Raw genomic sequence first — 20,644 nt, forward strand, 5'->3', positions numbered from 1 at the left:
TTATCCGAAGTGTAGGAAAATTGAGATATGTGAAAGTGAAATGATTTCTCCTCCATGTTATTGCGAGCGAAGCGCAGCAATGGCACAAAGGCAGGTAACAGCTGCGAAAAACACTATTTTTTATAATGTCACTGGTAAAAAGATAAACCATATCTTTATCCCTACCACATTTATATTTTATGGCAAGCTATCAGGTAAATTGTATTGATAAACCCAAAGCATCGAGCACGGTTGAACAGATCACCCACATTGGTTATTATGAATCGTTAGACAGGCCAAGGGTAGTAATTTCCGTTGCTGAAGCCATAGCCCGCATTGAAGTTAATAGCCAGGCCCTGTATGTAAGTACCGAACGAGGCAAAACCTACCTCACCATAGTAAAACCAGAAAACGGCGGTAAAAAACACCTCAAATCATTAACCGACAGGGCGGGTATTGACAACCTGCTGACGTTGGAAGAGGTTTAAACAGTCCTGCAAAAACTAAACCTTTAACCTTTTCCCTTTCGCCTCAAAAATTGAGCTCCACACCAAAGCAAATTTGAGCCACACACCAAACCTGCCCCCTTGTTTTAACCCGACCTTTGATTTGCTGTAAGGCTGATGCCATACAGTCAACAAAATATCAAAATTGAAACAATGAAAAAGAAAGTAATATTGGTAACCGGCGCCTCGGCCGGTATGGGGAAAGCATTTGCCGAAGAACTATTGAAAGATGGGCATACAGTATATGGTGCCGCCCGCCGGGTTGAAAAAATGGAAGACATCGGCAAGCTTGGCGTAAAGATACTGGCCATGGATGTAACCAATGAAGCCGAAATGATAGATGGCATTGAAACCATTATAAAAACTGAAGGCCGGATAGATGTACTCATTAACAACGCGGGTTTTGGCTCGTACGGAGCTATTGAAGACGTGCCTTTGAGCGATGCCCGGTATCAACTCGAAGTAAATGTTTTCGGGGCTGCCCGGTTAATCCAGTTGGTGTTGCCCTACATGCGTGAACGACGAACAGGTACTATCATCAATATTTCAAGCATTGGTGGCAAATTTGCCGCGCCTCTGGGCGGCTGGTATCACTCAAGTAAGTTCGCGCTTGAGGCAATGAGCGATAGTTTACGTAATGAGGTTAAGCAATTTGGTATCAACGTAGTCGTTATTGAACCGGGTGGCATTAAATCCGAATGGAGTGGCATAGCGGCGGATAACCTGCTTAAGGTTTCTGCCAGGGGGGCATACGCTTCTTTAGCAAATAAGTTCGCAAACATGTTAACGCAAACAGTTGATGCCAAAATTCCAGGCCCAATGGTAATAGTGAACCTGGTACGCAAAGCCATCACCAGTAAAAAACCAAAAACGCGCTACCATGGTGGCTATATGGCTTCCTTGCTGCTTTTTTTGCGTAAGCTGCTATCTGACCGTGCTTTTGACGGGCTCATCAGCAGCCAGATGAAATAAGTTTGATTTATATTAGCGTTAAGCAAAACATGGAAGATAAAAGCCATATCCAGTTCAATAACCTGCTTTACTCCTGTACCGAGCAAAAGGAACGCGGCAACGAGCAGTTTGTACCCGAACACGCGTTTGGGTACATCATATCGGGCGAAGTACATTCGCTTAGCAATAATGAAAAACAGGTTTTTAAACAAGGGATGATTGGCCTGGTACGCCGCAATCAACTGGTAAAATCAGTAAAAGTTCCTGCACCGGGCGGCGATTTTAAATCGATCAATATATTTCTGGAGCAGGGCTTTTTACGTCGTTATGCAGCCGAAAATAAGCTCCCACCAGTTGACCATTATACCGGTGAGCCTTTAATTGAACTGACCAATGATCCTTTTATAAAAGGCTATTTTGATTCATTGCTGCCCTACTTCACCTATGGGGCGCAGCTTAACGCGCAACTGGCCGAGCTCAAAACCCGTGAGGCAATTGAGCTATTGTTAAGGGCAAATCCCGAACTAAAAAACTTTCTGTTCGATTTCAGCGAGCCGCACAAGATAGATCTTGAAGCTTACATGAACCGGCACTATATGTACAATGTGCCCACCGCGCAATTCGCCCGCCTCACAGGCCGCAGCCTTGCAGGTTTTAAGCGCGATTTTGAAAAGATCTTTAAAATACCGCCGGGCCAATGGCTGCAGCAAAAGCGCCTGAACGAGGCTTATTTTCTTATCCGTGAAAAAGGGCGCAAACCATCGGATGTTTACCTTGATGTCGGTTTCGAAAATTTATCGCACTTTTCGTACTCTTTCAAGAAAACATTCGGGGTAGCGCCATCAACTATATGATGGTGCTTATTCCTTTTTATCAACTATATATGAACTAAGCTTCTTTACTTTGCCATTTTCCAGCTCGTAAAAATCGGCATAGTACATAGCCATATCTTCGCCGTTTTTGCCTTTGCACTGAACAAGTCCGTCAACTGCGGCGATATTACCGTCAACTACAATATGATCTTTAGTTGATGAAACCATTTTTACATCTTCCATTCCGCCGAAAAACTTATAAACCGAATCCTTTCCGTTCATAACCGTTACGGATGAGCCTCTCATTGTCCATTCTACATCATCTGAAAAAAAGCTTAAGATCTTCTCCACGTCGTTATTATCAAAAGCGTCCAGAACCTGCAATACAATTTCTTTAGTTGTCATGATAGTTTTGATTTTGTTTAGGATAAAGTTAGGGAGGATACTTCCGGGATAAGAGGGGCAAAAACGACATTATCAGGGCGGTTTGTGACCATTTCCCAATTTATTATTTAAATTGCTGCAATTAAATACCAGCCATATCACATGATTAGCAAACAAGCACAAAACCAAAGCCCGGCGGCCATTGTAAAAACCCTCCCTATAATACACCTTGCCCTTGTAGCAGGCCAGACATTATTTGTAGCAGTCACATTTATCATTCCTAAAAACCCGGTAAAAAGCGCAGGCAATGATATGCTGATCTATATAGCACCTATATTAGCTGTAACCTGTTTTATCGCGGGCCATTTCCTGTTCCTGAAATTATTGGGTAATATCAAAAGCGATAGTACCTTGAAGGATAAACTTATGGCCTATCAATCTGCAACTATTGTCAGACTGGCCTTACTTGAAGGCCCCTCATTGTTTAGCATTGTGGGCTTTTTACTAACGGGAAACATGATTTTTTTGGGCATAACCGGAGCCATCATAGCCTACTTTATTTACCTGCGCCCAACAAGGCAAAAAATTGAGGATGATTTGAGTTTAAGTTATGAGGAAAAGGCAGAATTAGACGGCACAGGTAAAGTTTACTGACGATAACCCATGAAATCGAAATTCAAATTTTGGCCTAAATTCTTTTTGCTGATCTGCCTGTTTTTGTGGTGTACTATAATTGTTTATGCTTTCATTAATTTCGATGTTCTTTTTGCCCACGACGCGCCCATTCATTTCCTATCGTTTCCTTTTATCATTCTTAACAGCGCCGTAATTAGTTTGATTGGGAATCAATTAAATCATAAAACACCCAAAATCATTATTAATGATAACACGATAACCAAAGTCCCCAACTTTGGTCTTGGTTTCAGGAAAACTTATCAAATAAATATCATTGACGGATTCTTGACCTATACCACATCTGATAAGAATAACGCTAATGAATATCTATACCTGATAGCCGGCAACGAAAGAATACTAAAATTATCAACCTACTACTACCAAAATTACCGGGAATTAAAATCTTCAATAATTCAGTATCCAGTCAAAAATTTGGGGAATGAACATTGGAGCATATGGAAACATCTTTTTTCATGATCTATTTGATCTTAGGCATAGATAGCATTTATGTTCAATAGTATACTTACAAACACAAATTCATTAATTGAATCCAATTTCTGAGATTTGTGCCAACTAATTTGCGCCTGATCTATGTATCCCGAACTCATCAACCATATAAAACGATACATTCAACTATCCCCGGCTGATGAGGAAATCATTTGCCAGCATTTTGAACTGAAGAAATTTAAAAAGAAAGAACTCATTCTGGAGCCGGGCAAACTTTGCGCGGGCAACTATTTCGTGATCAAAGGCCTGGTACGGCAATATTTTGTTAACAATAAACTTAACGAGCAGATCATCCAGTTTGGTTTGGAAAGCTGGTGGATTGCCGACCAGGACAGCCTGCTTAACCATCAACCGGCTACCACCTATATCCAAACTATTGAGGCTTCAGAATTACTGCTGCTTAGCGAAAAGAACCGTGTAACCCTATTTCAGGCTGTGCCGCAAATGGAAGGGTATTTCCGTGTAATGATGCAAAAGGCCTTCATCGCGTCGCAAAGGCGCATCGGTTATATTTTTAATCAGAATGATGAGGAACGCTATCGACACTTCACCGGCCTTTTTCCGGGCTTTGTACAGCGGGTGCCTCAATATATGCTGGCCTCCTATTTAGGCTTCACCCCTCAGTTTTTAAGCAGGCTCAGAGCCAAAAAAATCTGATTTTCTTAAACTCAGTTCATTTTTTGAGGGCATGTTTATCCCCAACTTTGTGTTAACAAAAAACAGAAAACATGAACCGCTTAAAAATCAACACCGCCGAACCTGCCGGATACAGGGCCATGATCGCCCTTGAAAAATACATCGAAAGCACCGAGTTAACCACCCGTCATAAAGACCTGATCAAGATCCGTGCTTCACAAATTAATGGCTGTGCCTTTTGCGTGGATATGCACACTACCGATGCCCGCAAAGCAGGCGAAACTGAACGCCGCATTTACAATATCAGTGTTTGGCACGAAGCTCCTTTCTTTGACGAACAGGAACGCGCTATCCTTGCTTTAACTGAAGAAGTAACCCTGATCACCGGCCGCGTATCTGACGAAACTTATAAAAAAGCAGCCGAACTATTTGACGAAAAATATTTAGCGCAGGTAATTATGGCCATCATCACCATTAACGCCTGGAACCGCATTGGTGTAACTACACAACTGCAGCCACCGCTTAACTAATCCTTTTAATTTTGTTGTTTTGATTTTGAGCCGCGCGGGTAATACCCGGGCGGCTTTATTGTTAGCCTAAACTAAGACGGCATCCAGGCCATCATCAATGCAACTTCATAAGTCCCCAGCGCATTGGCCGGGTCATTGGCAATGATTTCCTGCACTTGTGCTTCATCATCAACAACCACAATGCCCAAACCGTAAACACCTTTCGGGTCGAAAACGGGGCCAAAGATAAGCACCAGTCCCTCCTTCATTTTTCCTTTCAGGTACTCAGAGTGCGCCTGCATGATAAGCCGCTCATCCTCGGTCATATCATTAGGAAACGTCGGGCGTTTACCGATTAGCTTGATTACGTAATGCTTTTTCATCCTAATAAATTTAGGCTATTTTTTTTTTGCTTTATATAATAATGAAAGGGGCAATTATTACTTTAGTAAAACCATAAATCTTTACACAATGATCAAACCTTTATCACTTGGCTTAATTGCCTTCTTGCTGCTTATCAACCTGCGTACAAATGCCCAGCAAACGGTAGTACATACATTTGAAATTGCCGAAATAAGCTATGGCATTTATACATCAAAAACAGTAGCCAAAGAACCCATGGTCGGTTCGCCTACAGGTTACCATAACGTTACCGATACCTCAGTACTGGTAAAAAGAACACAAAGGATCCCGGCTAAATTAGGCATCCAATTTGGTGCCGAATACAAAGTATCAGCAGATGGGGACAACGCTGTTGCTGTCGAGGTTGAATGGGTACTTCCGGGAGTGTATGATCCGGCCAAAGGCACTACCAGTACAAGCCTGAAATATCCCCTGTCTATCCCGGCAAACATGGTGAATAACAGCAGTTACACGCTCGAAAAAAAATCTGAGCTTTTAAAAGGTAACTGGGTATTAAATATCTATCATGATAGCAAAATAGTATACAGCAAAAAATTTGTGCTGTATTAAAAACTTCCGGTAAGGGCAGCGCTTAGGAATAATTATTGATAGTTATATGAAACATCATTATAATCTAAAAATACTCCTATGGCAACAGAAGCAAATGCATCCCATGGCAGCGCTAACGATATAGTACTGCAATTTATAAAAGCATTAAATGAAGAAGATTTTGCGGCAGCCCGAGGTTACGCCGCCGGCGACCTGAAATTTGTAGGCGTACTTGGCGAACGCGATGGCGCGGAAGCCTATTTCACCGATATGCGTAAGATGAAGTTAAAATATGATATCAAACGCGTATTCAGCGACGGCGATGACGTGTGCATCTTTTACGATATAGATATGGGCCGCACAACCATATTCAGCTGCGGCTGGTACCACGTATTTGAGGGCAAAGTAAATTCCATCAGGGTGATATTTGATCCGAGGCCGTTGTTGTAAATGAAGCCGATAAACAACAAAAATGTCATTGCGAGGAGGAACGACGCGGCAATCTCGTAGCTATACATATCGAATATGCATTGGCTACGAGATTGCCGCGCTTCGCTCGCAATGGCATAAGTATTTCTTAAATCACTCTATTTAAATTATTTCCCCTCCCAATTATCTGTACGGAAAGGCGAAGCAGGCAATCCTACCCCGTTGTATAAAGTACTCACCGGGTTGTTGGCCCAGGCATAGCGTACCGCTATCGGGCTTTTAACATCTGGACTACTCACAATAACCTTGTTGCCTTTTATTACCGCTGTAGCCCAATGAAATTTCATATCCTCACCTGCTATGGCAAAGCCCTGCATATTGTCGCCGCCTTGCGTTTTTAAACCTCCATCAGTAAAATTGAAGCTTAACTCAATTTTATCGCCATCAATTTTTTGCGATTTATACATCGGGCCCGAATAAGGCTGCGATTTGTGATAAGTTTTATCCAGGGCCACCAGCGCCAGTCTCCTGCCTACTTCCTGTTTATTTTTAGGGTGGATATTATCGGCTTCGCCAAGATCAATAGCCACGGCCATGCCTGTGTTTGGTAATTCAAGCGTTTGGGTTTGCGCTTCTCTTAACTCGGCCCAACCCGAACGGACAGGTTCGGTATCACGTTTCTGCCAGTTAGCTAACTGCACAAAGTAAAAAGGGAAATCACCTTCGTTCCAGATGCTGCGCCAGCCTTTTATCATCCCTTCAAACAGATCTTTATATTGGGCTGGCCGGCCGGTGTTGGCTTCACCCTGGTACCAGATAGCACCGCGGATAGCCATTGGTGTAAGCGGGTTGATCATGGCATTGTATAATACTGCAAGCCTGTTGGGATTATTTGCAACCGGTACTGGCGGCAGGCTTTTCATATTAAAACCTACTTTATAATCCCAATTGCCGGCCAAACTAATTTTTTCGCCCGATGCCGAGATTAACTGCATATCATCAACACCATAAAGGCCGCCCCCGCCGCCACTGTCAAAAACGCGCACGGTAATCACTGGTTCACCGGCTTTTACTTTTGAACCGGGAATAGTGTAATTGCGAGATTGTAAGTAACCTTCTGTAGCGCCTATTTTTTCGCCGTTGATCCAGGTGATGTCGTTATCATCAATCTTACCCAGGTTAACTTTAACATCCTGCCCGGCCCATGCCGCGGGGATAGTGATCTTCTTCCGGAACCAAACCACGCCGTCAAAATCGCCCAATACACTTTTTTCAAAAAACTGTGGCAACACCATGGTTCTCCATCCTGTTGTATCGGGATTAAAAGCGTTGTTATTGGTATAGCCCCAATCTGCCGCCGTAGCCTGCTGGTTCCAGGCTTCCAGTTTTTGGGCAAAAGTTTGCTGACTTTCGGTTTTGGCTGTTTCCTGCTGTTGTTTGATTTGCTGACTAAAAATGGGATTACCGGTTAATGTATTTTCATCGCTCCAGGCTTCAATCATGGTACCACCCCAGTTTGTGCTAACCACACCAATCGGAATATTTGCCTGCTTGTTGATTTCCCGCGCAAAAAAGTAAGCTACCGATGAAAACTCGCCAATAGTTTGAGGCGAACATACCATCCAGCCGTTGTTAGCTATTTTAGCTTCGGTTTGCGGTATCAGGCTGTTAGCTTGCGATACCTGCAATAAGCGTATTTGGGGATAATTGGCATTGGCGATCTCTTCCTTGTAATTATTCACCTGGCCCCAACCGGCTACAGGCATTTCCATATTCGACTGGCCTGAGCAGATCCACACTTCACCTATCAATACATTATTTAAAACAACGGGATCGCTGCCATCGGTAATGGTAACCTTATACGGCCCACCGTATGATGGTGTTTTAACCTTCAGCTTCCAGTTACCATCGGCATCGGCTACCGTTGTATAGGTTTTATTATTCCACGATGAGGTAACGGTTACGATTTTACCGGCATCAGCCTTACCCCACACACGAGCCATTGTTTTTTGCTGTAAAACCATGTTATCGCTAAAAACACCCGGCATTACCACTTTGGCGAAGACCCCGGTATTAAGCAACAAGCCCCCGATTATTACAGGTAAACACTTTTTCAGGTTCATTAAATTTTGATTTAAGATTACAGGTTTATTGATTGATTTGATTGGCCTTAAAGTTAAGTGCTGTAACTGACAAATTAAAAAACGTTTTAGCAACATTTAACAAACAATTATTTCTATTAAGGCGGCAAAAGCAACACATCCTATCAAATTTCATTTTATTTAGACTTAATATAAATAAGCCAGTATATTTGCCGGCGTTTAAGTTATACTAACTCATATTGACTATTGATGAAACCCTTATTCTCCATCATCCTCGCATTCCTATTTATAACACCATTTACTTTACAAGCCCAAACAACGGGCAATATCACAGGTAAAGTAACCCTGGTAGATGGCCAGCCACTGGCATCAGGCTCAGTTTCCATCACGGAACTCGCCAAAACCACCCTTACCGACGAAAATGGTAATTACTCCTTTAACAACATTGCCGAAGGTAATTATACCATCAAGGTACAGGTGCTGGGCGCAGCCGAAAAAGATATCCCGGTAAAAGTTACCGCAGGGCAAACCGTTACGGTTAATTATCAACTTCCGAAAGAGAACGTTCAGGCCCTGCAGGAGGTAACCATAACAACCAACACCAACAAGTTTTCAAAAAAAGAGAGTGTTTATATCGCCCGCCTCCCTTTAAAAAACCTTGAAAACCCACAGGTTTACAACTCAGTTTCTAAAGAACTAATCCAGGAGCAGGTAGCTGTTGATCTGGGTAGCATCTCCAAAAATGTACCGGGCGCAGGCATCCCAATGATAGCCAACCAGGGCAGGGTTACTTTCCGCTCACGCGGATTTGAAACCGAGCCTAATGCCCGTAACGGTGTTGCAGGCGCGGCATTTTCTTTTATCGATCCGGTAAATTTGGAACGTATTGAGGCCATTAAGGGTCCTTCGGCTACATTATTTGGTACCAGTATCTCCAGTAGCTACGGCGGCTTGTACAACCGTGTTACTAAAAAACCCTACAACGGCTTTGGCGGCGAAGTAGCTTATTACGGCGGCAGCTGGAACTTTAACCGTATTGCCTGGGATGTAAATACCCCGGTTAATGCCGATAAAACAGCGTTGTTCCGTTTAAACGGTGCTACCTCTTTTCAAAAAAGCTTCCAGGATTTGGGCTTTACCAATACTATAAGCCTTGCGCCAAGCTTTTCATACCAAATAACCGACAGGCTTTCCTTATTGCTTGATGTTGAATTTGGACAGGCTAAAGCAACATCGGTAGTACGTTTTAACCCTTATGTTGGCAACAAAACCCCGGTAGCTCCAAAATCAATCGCAGATCTTAATTTTCCTTACAACAAAACTTTCATGAGTAATGATCTGGCTTATTCAACCCAGATGATCAACATTTTTGCTCAGCTTAACTATAAGATTTCCGAAAAATGGACTTCACAAACCATTATCTCACGTGCACGTTCAACCATAAACGGATATATCACAGCGCTTAATGGCAAATCGGCAACTACAATAAGTCCTCAAATTATTGCGGGTAATACATCATTTATCGCAACAGATCTCCAACAAAATTTCATTGGTGATTTCAAGATCGGTAATCACCGCAACCGCGTAGTGGCCGGATTGGATTATTACAACAACTCCAACAGCTTTGACAGGGTGACGGTTAACCTGCCTGCCATTGATTTTATCAACGTTCCGTCAAGCTACCGTGTTAGCCGTTTCAAAATCGACTCGCTGACCAGCAAAGGCACACTGCGTAAAGAAAACAATGGCGACAATACTTACGCCGCCTACATATCAGATGTATTTAACGTTACTGATCAATTATTGGTGATGGCCAGCTTACGTGCCGATCGTTATCAATATGGCGGTGTTTACAATATCGCTACAGGCGTAACAGCCGGTGGACTTGGTGCCAATGGCGTGCAAACCGGTCCTTACGGACAAACTGCTTTCTCGCCTAAATTAGGTGTAGTTTATGAACTGTTTAAAGACAAGCTGTCCTTATTTGGTAACTACATGAATGGTTTTTTTAACAAAAGCGGCGTGTTTAAAGATGGTAGTGCCTTTAAACCTGAACACGCTAACCAGCTTGAGTTTGGTGTAAAAGGCGATGTGCTTGACCACAGATTAACCGGTACCATCAGTTACTACGATATTGAAGTGAAAGATATCATCAGGCCTGATCCGGCAGACCCGGTAAACTATTCGGTACAGGATGGCAACCAACGTAGCCGTGGTGTTGAGGTTGACCTTACAGCCAACCCGTTCGCGGGCCTTAACATCGTGGCAGGTTATGCTTATAACGATAGCAAGGTAACCAAAGGCGACTCAACAACTCAAGGCTTGCGCCCGGGCTTATCGGGCTCGCCGCATACTGTAAACTTTTGGGTTAGCTATCGCATCCCTACAGGCAACCTGAGGGGCTTAGGTGCAGGTTTTGGCGGTAACTATGGTAATGCTTCGTACCAAACTAATACCACACTTACCAAGATCATTATCCCATCGTATACCCTGCTTGATGCAACGCTGTTTTATGATCAGCCTAAATACCGCATCAGCTTCAAGGTTGATAACCTGACAAGCGAAAAAGCATGGTCGGTAAGGTTAACGCCGCAGGCACCTGCCCGGTTTATAGGCAGTATGAGCCTTAAATTTTAATAACAGAACACCTTAAGCAAAACAAAGGCCGGAAGATTAAACTTCCGGCCTTTGTTTTTATCTGTCGGCAATAATTACCTCGCGATGCTTCTTTCCCCAATCGGCAAGGTCATGAATAATACCTTGTAATGTCCAGCCGTATTCGGTTAAATTATACTGAACGGTAACAGGCTGGGTATCCAAAACAGTACGCTTGATCAGCTTATTCTGTTCCAGCTCCTTCAGTTCTTTACTGAGCATTTTGTTTGATATGCCATCCACATCGTTCAAAATATCTGAAAACCTCCTCTGGTTATAATAGCAAATTGATGATATAATGGAGATCTTCCATTTCCCGCTCAATACATCCATCGCGTCATGGATGGCCATGATCTCTTTTTTGTGCCCTGCAATACAGGCGTTGATGTCAGTCATAAGTTACCTGGTTACTCAAAAGTTACTGTTACTTTTAGTTACAAAGTAACGAAAATAAATCAATCTACCCTAAGTTTGCATCATAAACAAACGAAAATTTAAAATGAACTTCAAAGACAAAAACGTAGTTATAACCGGTGGCAGTACCGGAATTGGCCTGGCAAGCGCACATGCATTTATTAACGCAGGCGCAAACGTATGGATCACCAGCAGAAGTGCCGGTAATCTGCAAAAAGCCGCCGAAACCATCAACAGCCCAAAACTAAAAACCATAGTTTCCGACACATCAAACCTGGAAGGGATAGCAATTTTAGAGAAAGCCGTAACAGAAAGCGGTAACAAACTGGACGTGCTTTTCCTCAACGCCGGCATTGCCGTATTTACCCCGATTGAACAAGCCACCGAGGCTGATTTTGACGCGCAATTTAATACCAATGTTAAAGGCTATTTCTTTACGCTTCAAAAGTTGATTCCGCATTTGGCAGATGGCTCGGCGGTAATATTCACATCCTCAACCGTGGCTACGGCTTCAAACGTAGGCACCAGTGTATATTCTGCCACCAAAGGCGCTGTCAATAAAATTGCCCAGATCGCGGCAAATGAATTAGCTCCCAGAAAAATTCGTGTAAACATTCTTAGCCCCGGACCAATCCAAACACCCGGATTAGAATATGCTATACCTGCCGAGGCTAAACCACATTTGGCAGCCGCTACAGCCCTGCAACGGATAGGTGATGCTGAAGAGGTTGCCAGCACCGTATTGTTCCTGGCATCGGATGCAGCAAGCTTTATTACCGGAACAGAGATTGTAGTTGACGGCGGTTATCTTAATTATGGTTTAAAGTAAACCAGAGGGACAATCCTGTAAAAGCATTGAAACCGGAGGAAATTCCGGCCTCAATGCTTTTATTTTTATATGATGGCTTATTATTTAGCTGTAATTGTTGATGCCTCAACCTGCAGGCAATAATTACAACGATGACGTACCGCTTTATAAGCTACGCCTTTGTAGTTTCCGGGAGATGGATCTTCCCAATCTTCCCTGATAATATATAAGCCAGACATGGTAGGTTTAAAAAAGGCTTCGCCTTCTTCATTGATAATTAACTCCTTTTCCCAGTTTTCAGGATTAAAAACCCTTAGCGATGTTTTTGGTTCGGCAATACGGCCATCTTTAAACGCTTTAACCGATATCAATCCCTTTTTGCCGGTTGCTACAATGATATCCAATAACTGGGCCGGGGTTGAATTCATATTTCCGGTACCCACTACATAAGCAGAGCACAAATAATCAATAGGCCTGATATTTTTACCCCCGGTTTTAGAGCGGTCAACAACCTCGTGAGTATCATTTATGCCCAGGATGCGGTAAACGCCGTTATGTGAGGGTGTAAAGGACGCTTCCCAGCAATCGGCCTTTTTAAGGATAGGTAATGCTGTTTTGTTCCCATTTTCATCCTGAAGGAAGACTTCAAAATCGCCGGCGCGGTCAAGCTCAACTCCTGTATCACGGTGCCGGATACTAAACTCATCAATGTTGCCGTAGCAAACCTGGATATATGCGGTTTCGTTCAATTTACCAGAACCTTTAATCTCCATCCAGTAAGCGCTCGCGTTACCGGCAAAAGGCATAAATATAAAAAGCAGTATAACCCTGAATACAGATAGTTTCATGGCGCCAAATTAGCAATTATTAAGCAGCCGCCAGGCAGAAATCCACCGGAGGGGGTAATAGCCCATCATTGGACAGCAACGGAAAATGACAGACTCTATAGTGGACTCACCCGGTCTACGCTACGCTGGACCACCCTCTCTTCGCCTTTGGCGGAAAGAGGATAAGAAAAATAAAGGATATAAATTCCCCCCTCTCTTTACGCTTGCGTAGAGAGGGGTCACGAGCGCAGCGATGTCGGGGTGAGTTGATATGCTAACTGATTTTACCCATTATGTCTAACATGGGATATTACTCCCCCGGAGGGGGTACAGGTTTGTAGCAATGTACACATCCAAAACAACCGTGCCGTAGGCACGGAACATCAACTGGAATTGTGTACCGCTGGCACACTAAAAATTGACTATAATTTATTGCTACATACCTTTTGTACCCTCTGGTGCAACCTGCCTGCTATTTAGCTAAAGACACTACTGGTGATGGCAACCATGAAGATCATGCCAGCACAAAAAGATTGATATTCAGAAATTGAGAAGAATACTTGGAAGGAAAAAGATCGGAAAAACAGCTATCCGAAGCAGAAGAAACAAACAATGTGCTATCCCTGGCTAACACATTGCTTTTTAACTAAAACTGTATTTTACAATGAAAATACCCATTAAAGAACTATCGGGAATATCGTTACGGGAAACAAATGTTTGCCCGGTATATTCTTAATTAAATCTTTCAGCAAAAACATCACTAAACCAATTAACAGACATAGCTGTTAACATCTCTATATTTTCAATAAGACGACTTTGATCGGGTTATCGTTGCAGGATGGGATATTTTTTTCAACACTGAATAAGATTAAGGTTATTGCAAAACTAAACAATTCGTTAACAAAAAGATTAAAAATTGATTAGAAAAGTGTTTTTTACCTATTAATTGAGGTAAAATAAAAGTTACTTGCCCTCTTTTGCCTTAGATAGATGGCATTTTCTTTTCCATTTTAATGATTTCGCGTCATTTGATCCTGTTATAGTTTTTAGCTATCAGCTTATAGAATTAATTGATTGTGATTGTTGAAGTTAACATCATAATTTTATGAAACTTAATACCTGACCAGGGGTTAAGCAGCAGATTCAATATATAAACACATTATGGAAAACGGATCAAATGACATCAGTAAATGCCCGTTTCACAACGGCACTATGAAAAACAATGCTGGCGGTGGCGGTACACGCAACCACAACTGGTGGCCTAACCAGTTAAAGCTTAACATCCTGCGCCAGCACTCTTCGCTGTCAAACCCGATGGAAGAAGATTTTAACTATGCTGAAGCCTTTAAAAGCCTCGACCTTGAGGCTGTAAAAAAAGATCTTCACGCGCTCATGACCGATTCGCAGGATTGGTGGCCAGCCGATTTTGGTCACTACGGTGGCCTGTTCATCCGCATGGCCTGGCACAGTGCCGGAACTTACCGTGTGGGCGACGGGCGTGGTGGTGCAGGTGCGGGTTTACAACGCTTTGCGCCGCTTAATAGCTGGCCCGACAATGTGAGCCTTGATAAAGCCCGCAGGTTACTTTGGCCTATCAAACAAAAATATGGCCGTAAAATTTCATGGGCCGATCTGATGATCCTTACCGGTAATATTGCGCTTGAATCAATGGGTTTTAAAACCTTTGGATTTGCCGGTGGGCGCGAAGATGCCTGGGAGGCAGATGAATCTGTATACTGGGGTGCTGAAACTACCTGGCTGGGCGGCGATATACGCTACGCGCATGGCTCGCATGGTGTACAGGAAGGTCACGGCGTGCTGGTATCTGACGATGATGCCGATGGCGATATCCACTCGCGCAACCTCGAAAAACCACTGGCCGCTGTGCAAATGGGCTTAATATATGTAAACCCTGAAGGTCCGGATGGCAATCCTGATCCGGTTATGGCGGCTAAAGATATCCGCGATACCTTCGGCAGGATGGCGATGAACGATGAGGAAACTGTTGCTTTGATAGCCGGTGGCCATACCTTTGGTAAAACCCACGGCGCGGCATCTGCAGATAATGTAGGTAAGGAGCCTGAAGCGTCTGATCTTGAACTGCAGGGCTTCGGTTGGAAAAACGGATACGGATCCGGTAAGGGTGCCGATACCATTACCAGCGGTCTGGAAGTTATCTGGACTACAACCCCAACCAAATGGAGCAACAACTTTTTTGAAAACCTTTTTGGCTACGAATGGGAATTAACCAAAAGTCCGGCCGGCGCGCACCAATGGGTTGCAAAAAATGCCGAAGCTATTATCCCTGATGCCTATGATGCATCTAAAAAGCACTTGCCAACCATGTTGACTACCGACCTTGCCCTGAGATTTGATCCTGCTTATGAAAAAGTATCAAGGCATTTCCTGGAAAACCCGGATGCTTTTGCCGATGCCTTCGCGCGCGCCTGGTTTAAATTAACCCACCGTGATATGGGCCCGCGGGTACGTTACCTGGGTGCCGACGTACCGGAAGAAGTACTGCTTTGGCAGGATCCAATCCCGGCTGCCGATTACACGCCGATAGTTGAAAGTGATGTGGCCACCTTAAAAGGAAAGATCCTGGCATCGGGCTTAAGCGTGTCTGAACTGGTTTCAACAGCATGGGCTTCGGCTTCCACTTTCCGCGGTACTGATAAACGCGGCGGCGCCAATGGTGCACGTATCCGCCTGGCTCCGCAAAGGTACTGGCAGGCAAACAACCCTGTACAGCTGCAAAAAGTGCTGAACGTGCTTGAAGGCATCCAGAAAGACTTTAACGGAGCACAAACCGCTGGCAAAAAAGTTTCACTGGCAGATTTGATCGTACTGGCCGGAACCGCGGCTGTTGAAAAAGCAGCTAAAGATGGTGGTCATAATGTTACCGTTCCATTCACTCCGGGCCGTACCGACGCATCGCAGGAAGAGACTGATGTGGAATCATTTGGCTACCTGGAACCTGCGGCTGATGGTTTCCGTAATTATCGTAAAACAAAACATCCGGTTTCTACCGAAGAACTGCTGATTGACAAGGCACATTTGCTTACACTTACAGCGCCTGAGTTAACAGCATTGTTAGGCGGTCTTCGGGTATTGAACATTAACCATGACGGATCGAAACATGGTGTGTTTACCGCGCACGAAGGCGTGCTTAGCAATGATTTCTTTGTGAACCTGCTTGATATGGGTACAGCATGGAAAGCTACATCTGAAAGTAAGGAACTTTACGAGGGTAGTGACCGTGAAACAGGTGCAGCCAAGTGGACTGCAACCCGTGCCGACCTGGTATTTGGCTCCAACGCCGAATTGAGGGCTATTGCCGAAGTATATGGCAGCGCCGACGGAAAAGATAAGTTTATAAAAGACTTCGTAGCCGTTTGGACCAAGGTTATGAACCTTGACAGGTTTGATCTGTAATCTTATAAAAGCAATAATGAAAACGCCTCAGGTCGGATGATCTGAGGCGTTTCTGTTTTATTTATACTTATCAGGATCGAGCCTGAAGAACCTTACAGCATTATTGAAGAGGATATCCCGTTTTTGATCGTACGACAGGTAATCGGCATTTTCTATCACGCTTAGTGAAGTTTCAACCAGTTTAGGCCATATCAGCATATCGGTGCCGTACATAATCCGTTTTCCGAAACCTGCCTGCACCAATCTTTTCAGATAGGCATTAACCTCAACTTGTGAATAGCTCCAGATCAGGCCTGCTATATCCACATAAACGTAGGCGTTTGCACCCATCAGCGCTATCATATTATCAACCATTGGGTATCCGGCATGCATTACCCAAACTTTCAATTTAGGATGGCGTGCCAACAGGTCTTCCAGTAATAGCGGGTCTCCTTTTGAAGCCCTGTATTTGGGTGATGTAAGGTTGGCCATACCGTTACCTCCCGTACCCATGTGGATGCCTACAGGGATATTATTTTTTTCGGCGGCGGCAAAGTAGGCATCAAGCGACATATCACTTGGCGAAAGTCCCTGGTACTGCGGCGCTACCTCTCCCATCACTTTGTAAAAGCCTGAAGAAAGTGAATCGGTAAATGCCATTACAGTCATATCGCTTGGTGAGCTTACGCCGATGCCGGGAATAATACGGTCACCGGCCACTTTTTTCCAGTTGCGGATGATACCGGCATCGCCATAAACTACCATGGTCATGTTGAGGCGTTTCATGGTAGCCATAAGCGAGTCCTGCATTTCCTTGTCAGAGTGCGCAGGCTGCAGCGGTATGGCGCAACCTGTAGATAGAAAAGATGGCGGTGCCGAATTGGGATCGCTACCGGGCATATCCCTCAAAAACCATGGGCATAAGGGTGCCATGCCGGGCGATACCTTCATGGCATGAACGTGAACATCAATAATGGGCAAGGGCGCGCTTTTTTTAGGGGCAGTCACTGTCTGGGCGTACAAAAAAGCGGGAAAAAGCGCACAGGCGGTTAACAAAGTAAATTTTCTCATACAAAGCTTTGGGTTAATTGGTTATGGCTTACCCTTTAAATTTAAATAAAAGCAAATCAATTTACAATCGATTACCTAAATCATCTTAGTGTTAGAAATGGATATTTACTAAGAAATAACGTCTTAAAATGAATGATAGTCCCATCTTTCGTCGTTGCCATAGTTGTTAATCTGAGCAGCAATGGGGGTTAACAGGGTTAACAGAAATTCGATTATTTTTATATAAACAATTTACAATCAACTAATTAAATAAAAGGTGGGGTTAACTCTAAATTCGTCACCCAGCTAATGTCTGTGCAATATCAGCACGGCTCTGAGCAACGTCCACATTTGCGAATCAATAAATTAAAATACACCTAACAATCAACAACTTACACGATACTATTTTAAAATACGAAGACAACCAAGCAAAGAAAACTTATTAATTCCTATGAAAACAAATCATAATAATTAATAATTCCCAATAAGCAGAGTAGCAATTCAAATTCGTCTGAAAAGTTGGGGATTGCTTCGTACCTCAAACCCATGACGCCTTTCGGTTTTACGCCACTTTTAATGTACTAAACAATGCTTTTGGTTTAAATCAATTTTATATCTTTGCCCCTATATGCTTCCGTAGTTCAATGGATAGAATTATGGTTTCCGGTACCATCGATATGAGTTCGAATCTCGTCGGGAGCACAAAAGGGATTTACAGCTTGTAAGTCCCTTTTTGTTTTATCCTTTCACCTCCGCGTACCTTTTTCTAAACGCGGTCGGGTTTTCTCCCTTATACTTTTTAAAGATCCTGTTCAGGTGGCTTTCATCGGTAAAACCAAACTCGTAGGCTATTTCGCTCATGCGCTTATCGGTGTATTGCAGGCGGGTTTCTATTAGTTTGAGTTTATAGTTGGTGATGTATTGCTGCAAACTTTCACCCGTGGTTTTCTTAAAGTATTCGCTGATATAGTTTGGCGAAAAGTTAAACGACAAGGCCATACATTCGGCCTTTAAGCGCTCGGGCTGGTAAATATATTCGTGGATATAATTAAGCAGCGGCAAGGTGGTTGTTGATGGCTGTTTAATGATATTGGCGTGTTGCTGCAGGGTGATATTACGGGCGGCAATAGTAATAATAGTATTCATCAATTGCTCCACCACCTCATTATGCTGCGGAAACTCGTTTGATGTTTCCCGTTGTAAAGCTTCAATCAGGGCCCTCACCAGTGGTTTATCGGTAACGGTTTTCAAAATGCAACCCGGCAAATGGTTGTGGTTATGAAAAATGTATTCCATTTTTTTAACCCACTTTTCGCTTTGTGTTTTCAGGTAGCTATCGGTAAAGCGGATAAAGTAAAACCGAGTTAACTCATGCACTTCAAAGCCGTGCTGGTCTTCAGGAAAAATCAGAAAGAACTTATTAGAGGAATAAGGTAATTCGTGCCCGTTAATGATCTGGATCCCCTTCCCTTCCAGCGTAAAAACCATTTCAAAAAATGTATTGCGGTGCGGCTTGGCCGTGTACTGGTTGGTTTCAAGCAGCTCCAACTCATACGGGCGGTAAAGGTTTTTGATCTCCATACCTGTAAAGTTACATATGATACCCTGAAATGTACAACGCCAGGGGCCTGATAATGCGGAACTTTGACATATCAAAACAAAACGAAAATGAACACTACATCTTTTTTACTTTTAAGACTGGCCATCGGAGCCAGCATGTTTGGTCACGGATTGGTTCGCTTACCTAAACTTCATGGTTTCAGCAACTGGATGGTTGGCACTTTTGAAAAATCAATGCTGCCCAAAGCTATGGTAACACCATTCAGCTACCTGCTTCCCATCGCCGAATTTACAATTGGTTTATTACTGATATCAGGCTTATTTACCAAACCTGCTTTAATTGGCGGTGGCCTGGTAATGATCATCTTAATATTTGGCAGCTGTATGATTGAGAACTGGGAGATCCTGCCCTCACAACTGATCCACGCTGCTTTTTTTGCTGTATTACTTCAGTTTGCAGCAAATAACACTTACTCATTAGATAAACTTTTCTTCAATAAATAAAATCATGAGCTCAAGAAGAGAATTTATGAAACAAGGCGGCCTACTGGGTTTGGCTGGTCTTGTAGGCAGTAATTTGGTATCTGCTAAAGAACACCAGGCTGCCAATAACGTTAACACCTCAAAATGGGCCGATGGCTCAAGACTGGTGGTTTCTGTATCCATGCAGTTTGAAGCGGGGGGGCAGCCGGATAACGCCGAAAGCCCATTTCCGCAAAATATGCAAAAAGGCTATATCGATCTGCCGGGTGCAACCTGGTTTCAGTATGGTTATAAAGAAGGTATTCCCCGCATGCTGGATAACTGGGATAAACTGGGCGTAAAGGTAACATCGCACATGGTTGGTTCGGCAGTGCTGAAAAATCCGGCACTGGCTAAAGAAATTGTAGACCGTGGGCATGAGGCAGCCGCACATGGCATGAATTGGGCTACACAATATACCATGCCTTACGAGCAGGAAAAACAATTTATAAAAGATGGCGCCGATGCCATCAAAAAAGTAACCGGTTTTACCCCCGTGGGCTACAATGCCAACTGGCTGCGCCGCGGCGAAAACACGCTGAAAATATTACAGGAGCTTGGTTTTGTATACCATATTGACGACCTGAGCCGCGACGAACCATTTATCATCCCCGTAAATCAAAAGGATTTTGTGGTGGTGCCGTATACCCTGCGCAACAATGATATTGTACTTATTGAAGGAAAAAACTTCTCTGTTGATCAGTTCCTGAACCAGGTAAAAATGGAGTTTGACCAGCTTTATGCCGAAGCCGAATTTAAACGCCGCCAAATGTCTATCAGCTTCCATGATCGTATTGGAGGCACCCCACAAATGGTTAAAGCCGCCAACGACCTGATTAAATACATACAGCAACATAAAGGCGTAAGCTTTAAACGCAAAGATGAGATCGCAAAAATGGCTTTGGAGGATAAAACAACGATAAGGGAGTAATAGTAAAAATTGGGGATAGCAT

Annotated in this window: 20 protein-coding genes and 1 tRNA gene; 14 read left to right on the forward strand and 7 right to left on the reverse strand. The window is 43.5% G+C overall.

The window, feature by feature from the left end:
* Positions 1–179: 179 nt before the first annotated feature.
* From EAH55_RS22325 to EAH55_RS22335, 3 genes are all read left to right on the forward strand, one after another.
* Positions 180–467, forward strand: coding sequence for a DUF3892 domain-containing protein (locus EAH55_RS22325; protein WP_121811593.1), 288 nt, complete (start codon positions 180–182; stop codon positions 465–467).
* 171 nt (positions 468–638) lie between these two features.
* Positions 639–1,457 (forward strand): oxidoreductase, encoded by an 819-nt coding sequence (locus EAH55_RS22330; protein WP_121811753.1) that lies wholly within the window; start codon positions 639–641, stop codon positions 1,455–1,457.
* Positions 1,458–1,486: 29 nt separating this feature from the next.
* The gene (locus EAH55_RS22335) at positions 1,487–2,290 is read left to right on the forward strand and encodes a helix-turn-helix domain-containing protein (RefSeq protein WP_121811594.1); all 804 of its coding nucleotides are present in this window, start codon (positions 1,487–1,489) and stop codon (positions 2,288–2,290) included.
* Between the two features lie 6 nt (positions 2,291–2,296).
* Here the strand turns inward: EAH55_RS22335 and EAH55_RS22340 are convergent, their stop codons facing one another.
* Complete coding sequence (locus EAH55_RS22340; protein WP_121811595.1) at positions 2,297–2,653, reverse strand: nuclear transport factor 2 family protein; 357 nt, start codon at positions 2,651–2,653, stop codon at positions 2,297–2,299.
* Between the two features lie 141 nt (positions 2,654–2,794).
* Between EAH55_RS22340 and EAH55_RS22345 the strand changes: the two genes are divergently transcribed.
* The 3 genes from EAH55_RS22345 to EAH55_RS22360 all read left to right on the forward strand — a co-directional run bounded on the left by EAH55_RS22345 (position 2,795) and on the right by EAH55_RS22360 (position 4,980).
* Positions 2,795–3,286: a hypothetical protein gene (locus EAH55_RS22345; protein WP_121811596.1), complete on the forward strand. Its 492-nt coding sequence runs from the start codon at positions 2,795–2,797 to the stop codon at positions 3,284–3,286.
* A 612-nt stretch (positions 3,287–3,898) separates the two neighbouring features.
* Positions 3,899–4,471, forward strand: coding sequence for a Crp/Fnr family transcriptional regulator (locus EAH55_RS22355; protein WP_121811598.1), 573 nt, complete (start codon positions 3,899–3,901; stop codon positions 4,469–4,471).
* Between the two features lie 71 nt (positions 4,472–4,542).
* Complete coding sequence (locus tag EAH55_RS22360) at positions 4,543–4,980, forward strand: carboxymuconolactone decarboxylase family protein (protein ID WP_112572526.1); 438 nt, start codon at positions 4,543–4,545, stop codon at positions 4,978–4,980.
* A gap of 71 nt (positions 4,981–5,051) precedes the next feature.
* On the opposite strand, the gene EAH55_RS22365 is transcribed toward EAH55_RS22360, so the two are convergent.
* Positions 5,052–5,342: a YciI family protein gene (locus tag EAH55_RS22365; RefSeq protein WP_121811599.1), complete on the reverse strand. Its 291-nt coding sequence runs from the start codon at positions 5,340–5,342 to the stop codon at positions 5,052–5,054.
* Positions 5,343–5,430: 88 nt separating this feature from the next.
* On the opposite strand from EAH55_RS22365, the gene EAH55_RS22370 reads away from it, so the two are divergent.
* Complete coding sequence (locus EAH55_RS22370; RefSeq protein WP_121811600.1) at positions 5,431–5,931, forward strand: DUF3859 domain-containing protein; 501 nt, start codon at positions 5,431–5,433, stop codon at positions 5,929–5,931.
* A gap of 78 nt (positions 5,932–6,009) precedes the next feature.
* The gene (locus tag EAH55_RS22375; RefSeq protein WP_114939038.1) at positions 6,010–6,360 is read left to right on the forward strand and encodes a nuclear transport factor 2 family protein; all 351 of its coding nucleotides are present in this window, start codon (positions 6,010–6,012) and stop codon (positions 6,358–6,360) included.
* Positions 6,361–6,506: 146 nt separating this feature from the next.
* Here the strand turns inward: EAH55_RS22375 and EAH55_RS22380 are convergent, their stop codons facing one another.
* A complete protein-coding gene (locus EAH55_RS22380; protein ID WP_121811754.1) occupies positions 6,507–8,462 on the reverse strand; it encodes a sialate O-acetylesterase in 1,956 nt (651 codons plus the stop codon).
* Positions 8,463–8,690: 228 nt separating this feature from the next.
* Between EAH55_RS22380 and EAH55_RS22385 the strand changes: the two genes are divergently transcribed.
* Positions 8,691–11,078, forward strand: a complete 2,388-nt coding sequence (locus tag EAH55_RS22385; protein ID WP_121811601.1) for a TonB-dependent receptor — start codon at positions 8,691–8,693, stop codon at positions 11,076–11,078.
* Between the two features lie 57 nt (positions 11,079–11,135).
* Here EAH55_RS22385 and EAH55_RS22390 read toward each other — a convergent pair whose 3' ends face one another.
* On the reverse strand, positions 11,136–11,492 hold the full coding sequence (locus EAH55_RS22390; RefSeq protein ID WP_121811602.1) for a winged helix-turn-helix transcriptional regulator: 357 nt from the start codon (positions 11,490–11,492) through the stop codon (positions 11,136–11,138).
* A 103-nt stretch (positions 11,493–11,595) separates the two neighbouring features.
* Between EAH55_RS22390 and EAH55_RS22395 the strand changes: the two genes are divergently transcribed.
* A complete protein-coding gene (locus tag EAH55_RS22395) occupies positions 11,596–12,339 on the forward strand; it encodes an SDR family NAD(P)-dependent oxidoreductase (RefSeq protein WP_121811603.1) in 744 nt (247 codons plus the stop codon).
* 80 nt (positions 12,340–12,419) lie between these two features.
* Here EAH55_RS22395 and EAH55_RS22400 read toward each other — a convergent pair whose 3' ends face one another.
* Positions 12,420–13,166, reverse strand: a complete 747-nt coding sequence (locus tag EAH55_RS22400; RefSeq protein ID WP_121811604.1) for a hypothetical protein — start codon at positions 13,164–13,166, stop codon at positions 12,420–12,422.
* Between the two features lie 1,140 nt (positions 13,167–14,306).
* On the opposite strand from EAH55_RS22400, the gene katG reads away from it, so the two are divergent.
* Positions 14,307–16,580, forward strand: a complete 2,274-nt coding sequence (katG, locus tag EAH55_RS22405) for a catalase/peroxidase HPI (protein ID WP_121811605.1) — start codon at positions 14,307–14,309, stop codon at positions 16,578–16,580.
* Between the two features lie 57 nt (positions 16,581–16,637).
* Here the strand turns inward: katG and EAH55_RS22410 are convergent, their stop codons facing one another.
* Entirely contained in the window at positions 16,638–17,630 is a 993-nt protein-coding gene (locus tag EAH55_RS22410; protein ID WP_208644905.1) for an amidohydrolase family protein, read from the reverse strand.
* Positions 17,631–18,239: 609 nt separating this feature from the next.
* Here EAH55_RS22410 and EAH55_RS22415 point away from each other — a divergent pair.
* Positions 18,240–18,311 (forward strand) — tRNA-Arg (locus EAH55_RS22415).
* A 36-nt stretch (positions 18,312–18,347) separates the two neighbouring features.
* On the opposite strand, the gene EAH55_RS22420 is transcribed toward EAH55_RS22415, so the two are convergent.
* Positions 18,348–19,190, reverse strand: a complete 843-nt coding sequence (locus tag EAH55_RS22420) for a helix-turn-helix domain-containing protein (RefSeq protein WP_121811606.1) — start codon at positions 19,188–19,190, stop codon at positions 18,348–18,350.
* Positions 19,191–19,277: 87 nt separating this feature from the next.
* On the opposite strand from EAH55_RS22420, the gene EAH55_RS22425 reads away from it, so the two are divergent.
* Both EAH55_RS22425 and EAH55_RS22430 read left to right on the forward strand, forming a co-directional pair.
* Positions 19,278–19,673, forward strand: a complete 396-nt coding sequence (locus EAH55_RS22425; RefSeq protein ID WP_112572545.1) for a DoxX family protein — start codon at positions 19,278–19,280, stop codon at positions 19,671–19,673.
* Between the two features lie 4 nt (positions 19,674–19,677).
* Entirely contained in the window at positions 19,678–20,622 is a 945-nt protein-coding gene (locus EAH55_RS22430; protein ID WP_121811607.1) for a polysaccharide deacetylase family protein, read from the forward strand.
* The last annotated feature ends 22 nt before the right edge of the window (positions 20,623–20,644 follow it).

Origin of the sequence: Mucilaginibacter kameinonensis (assembly GCF_003675385.1) — a bacterium.
GTDB lineage: Bacteria > Bacteroidota > Bacteroidia > Sphingobacteriales > Sphingobacteriaceae > Mucilaginibacter > Mucilaginibacter kameinonensis.

Excerpts from the sequence above, each read along its gene's own strand:
- EAH55_RS22325 (WP_121811593.1), top strand. The coding sequence starts at position 180 with ATGGCAAGCTATCAGGTAAATTGTATTGATAAACCCAAAGCATCGAGC.
- EAH55_RS22330 (WP_121811753.1), top strand. The coding sequence starts at position 639 with ATGAAAAAGAAAGTAATATTGGTAACCGGCGCCTCGGCCGGTATGGGG.
- EAH55_RS22335 (WP_121811594.1), top strand. The coding sequence starts at position 1,487 with ATGGAAGATAAAAGCCATATCCAGTTCAATAACCTGCTTTACTCCTGT.
- EAH55_RS22340 (WP_121811595.1), bottom strand. The coding sequence starts at position 2,653 with ATGACAACTAAAGAAATTGTATTGCAGGTTCTGGACGCTTTTGATAAT.
- EAH55_RS22345 (WP_121811596.1), top strand. The coding sequence starts at position 2,795 with ATGATTAGCAAACAAGCACAAAACCAAAGCCCGGCGGCCATTGTAAAA.
- EAH55_RS22355 (WP_121811598.1), top strand. The coding sequence starts at position 3,899 with ATGTATCCCGAACTCATCAACCATATAAAACGATACATTCAACTATCC.
- EAH55_RS22360 (WP_112572526.1), top strand. The coding sequence starts at position 4,543 with ATGAACCGCTTAAAAATCAACACCGCCGAACCTGCCGGATACAGGGCC.
- EAH55_RS22365 (WP_121811599.1), bottom strand. The coding sequence starts at position 5,342 with ATGAAAAAGCATTACGTAATCAAGCTAATCGGTAAACGCCCGACGTTT.
- EAH55_RS22370 (WP_121811600.1), top strand. The coding sequence starts at position 5,431 with ATGATCAAACCTTTATCACTTGGCTTAATTGCCTTCTTGCTGCTTATC.
- EAH55_RS22375 (WP_114939038.1), top strand. The coding sequence starts at position 6,010 with ATGGCAACAGAAGCAAATGCATCCCATGGCAGCGCTAACGATATAGTA.
- EAH55_RS22380 (WP_121811754.1), bottom strand. The coding sequence starts at position 8,462 with ATGAACCTGAAAAAGTGTTTACCTGTAATAATCGGGGGCTTGTTGCTT.
- EAH55_RS22385 (WP_121811601.1), top strand. The coding sequence starts at position 8,691 with ATGAAACCCTTATTCTCCATCATCCTCGCATTCCTATTTATAACACCA.
- EAH55_RS22390 (WP_121811602.1), bottom strand. The coding sequence starts at position 11,492 with ATGACTGACATCAACGCCTGTATTGCAGGGCACAAAAAAGAGATCATG.
- EAH55_RS22395 (WP_121811603.1), top strand. The coding sequence starts at position 11,596 with ATGAACTTCAAAGACAAAAACGTAGTTATAACCGGTGGCAGTACCGGA.
- EAH55_RS22400 (WP_121811604.1), bottom strand. The coding sequence starts at position 13,166 with ATGAAACTATCTGTATTCAGGGTTATACTGCTTTTTATATTTATGCCT.
- katG (WP_121811605.1), top strand. The coding sequence starts at position 14,307 with ATGGAAAACGGATCAAATGACATCAGTAAATGCCCGTTTCACAACGGC.
- EAH55_RS22410 (WP_208644905.1), bottom strand. The coding sequence starts at position 17,630 with ATGAGAAAATTTACTTTGTTAACCGCCTGTGCGCTTTTTCCCGCTTTT.
- EAH55_RS22420 (WP_121811606.1), bottom strand. The coding sequence starts at position 19,190 with ATGGAGATCAAAAACCTTTACCGCCCGTATGAGTTGGAGCTGCTTGAA.
- EAH55_RS22425 (WP_112572545.1), top strand. The coding sequence starts at position 19,278 with ATGAACACTACATCTTTTTTACTTTTAAGACTGGCCATCGGAGCCAGC.
- EAH55_RS22430 (WP_121811607.1), top strand. The coding sequence starts at position 19,678 with ATGAGCTCAAGAAGAGAATTTATGAAACAAGGCGGCCTACTGGGTTTG.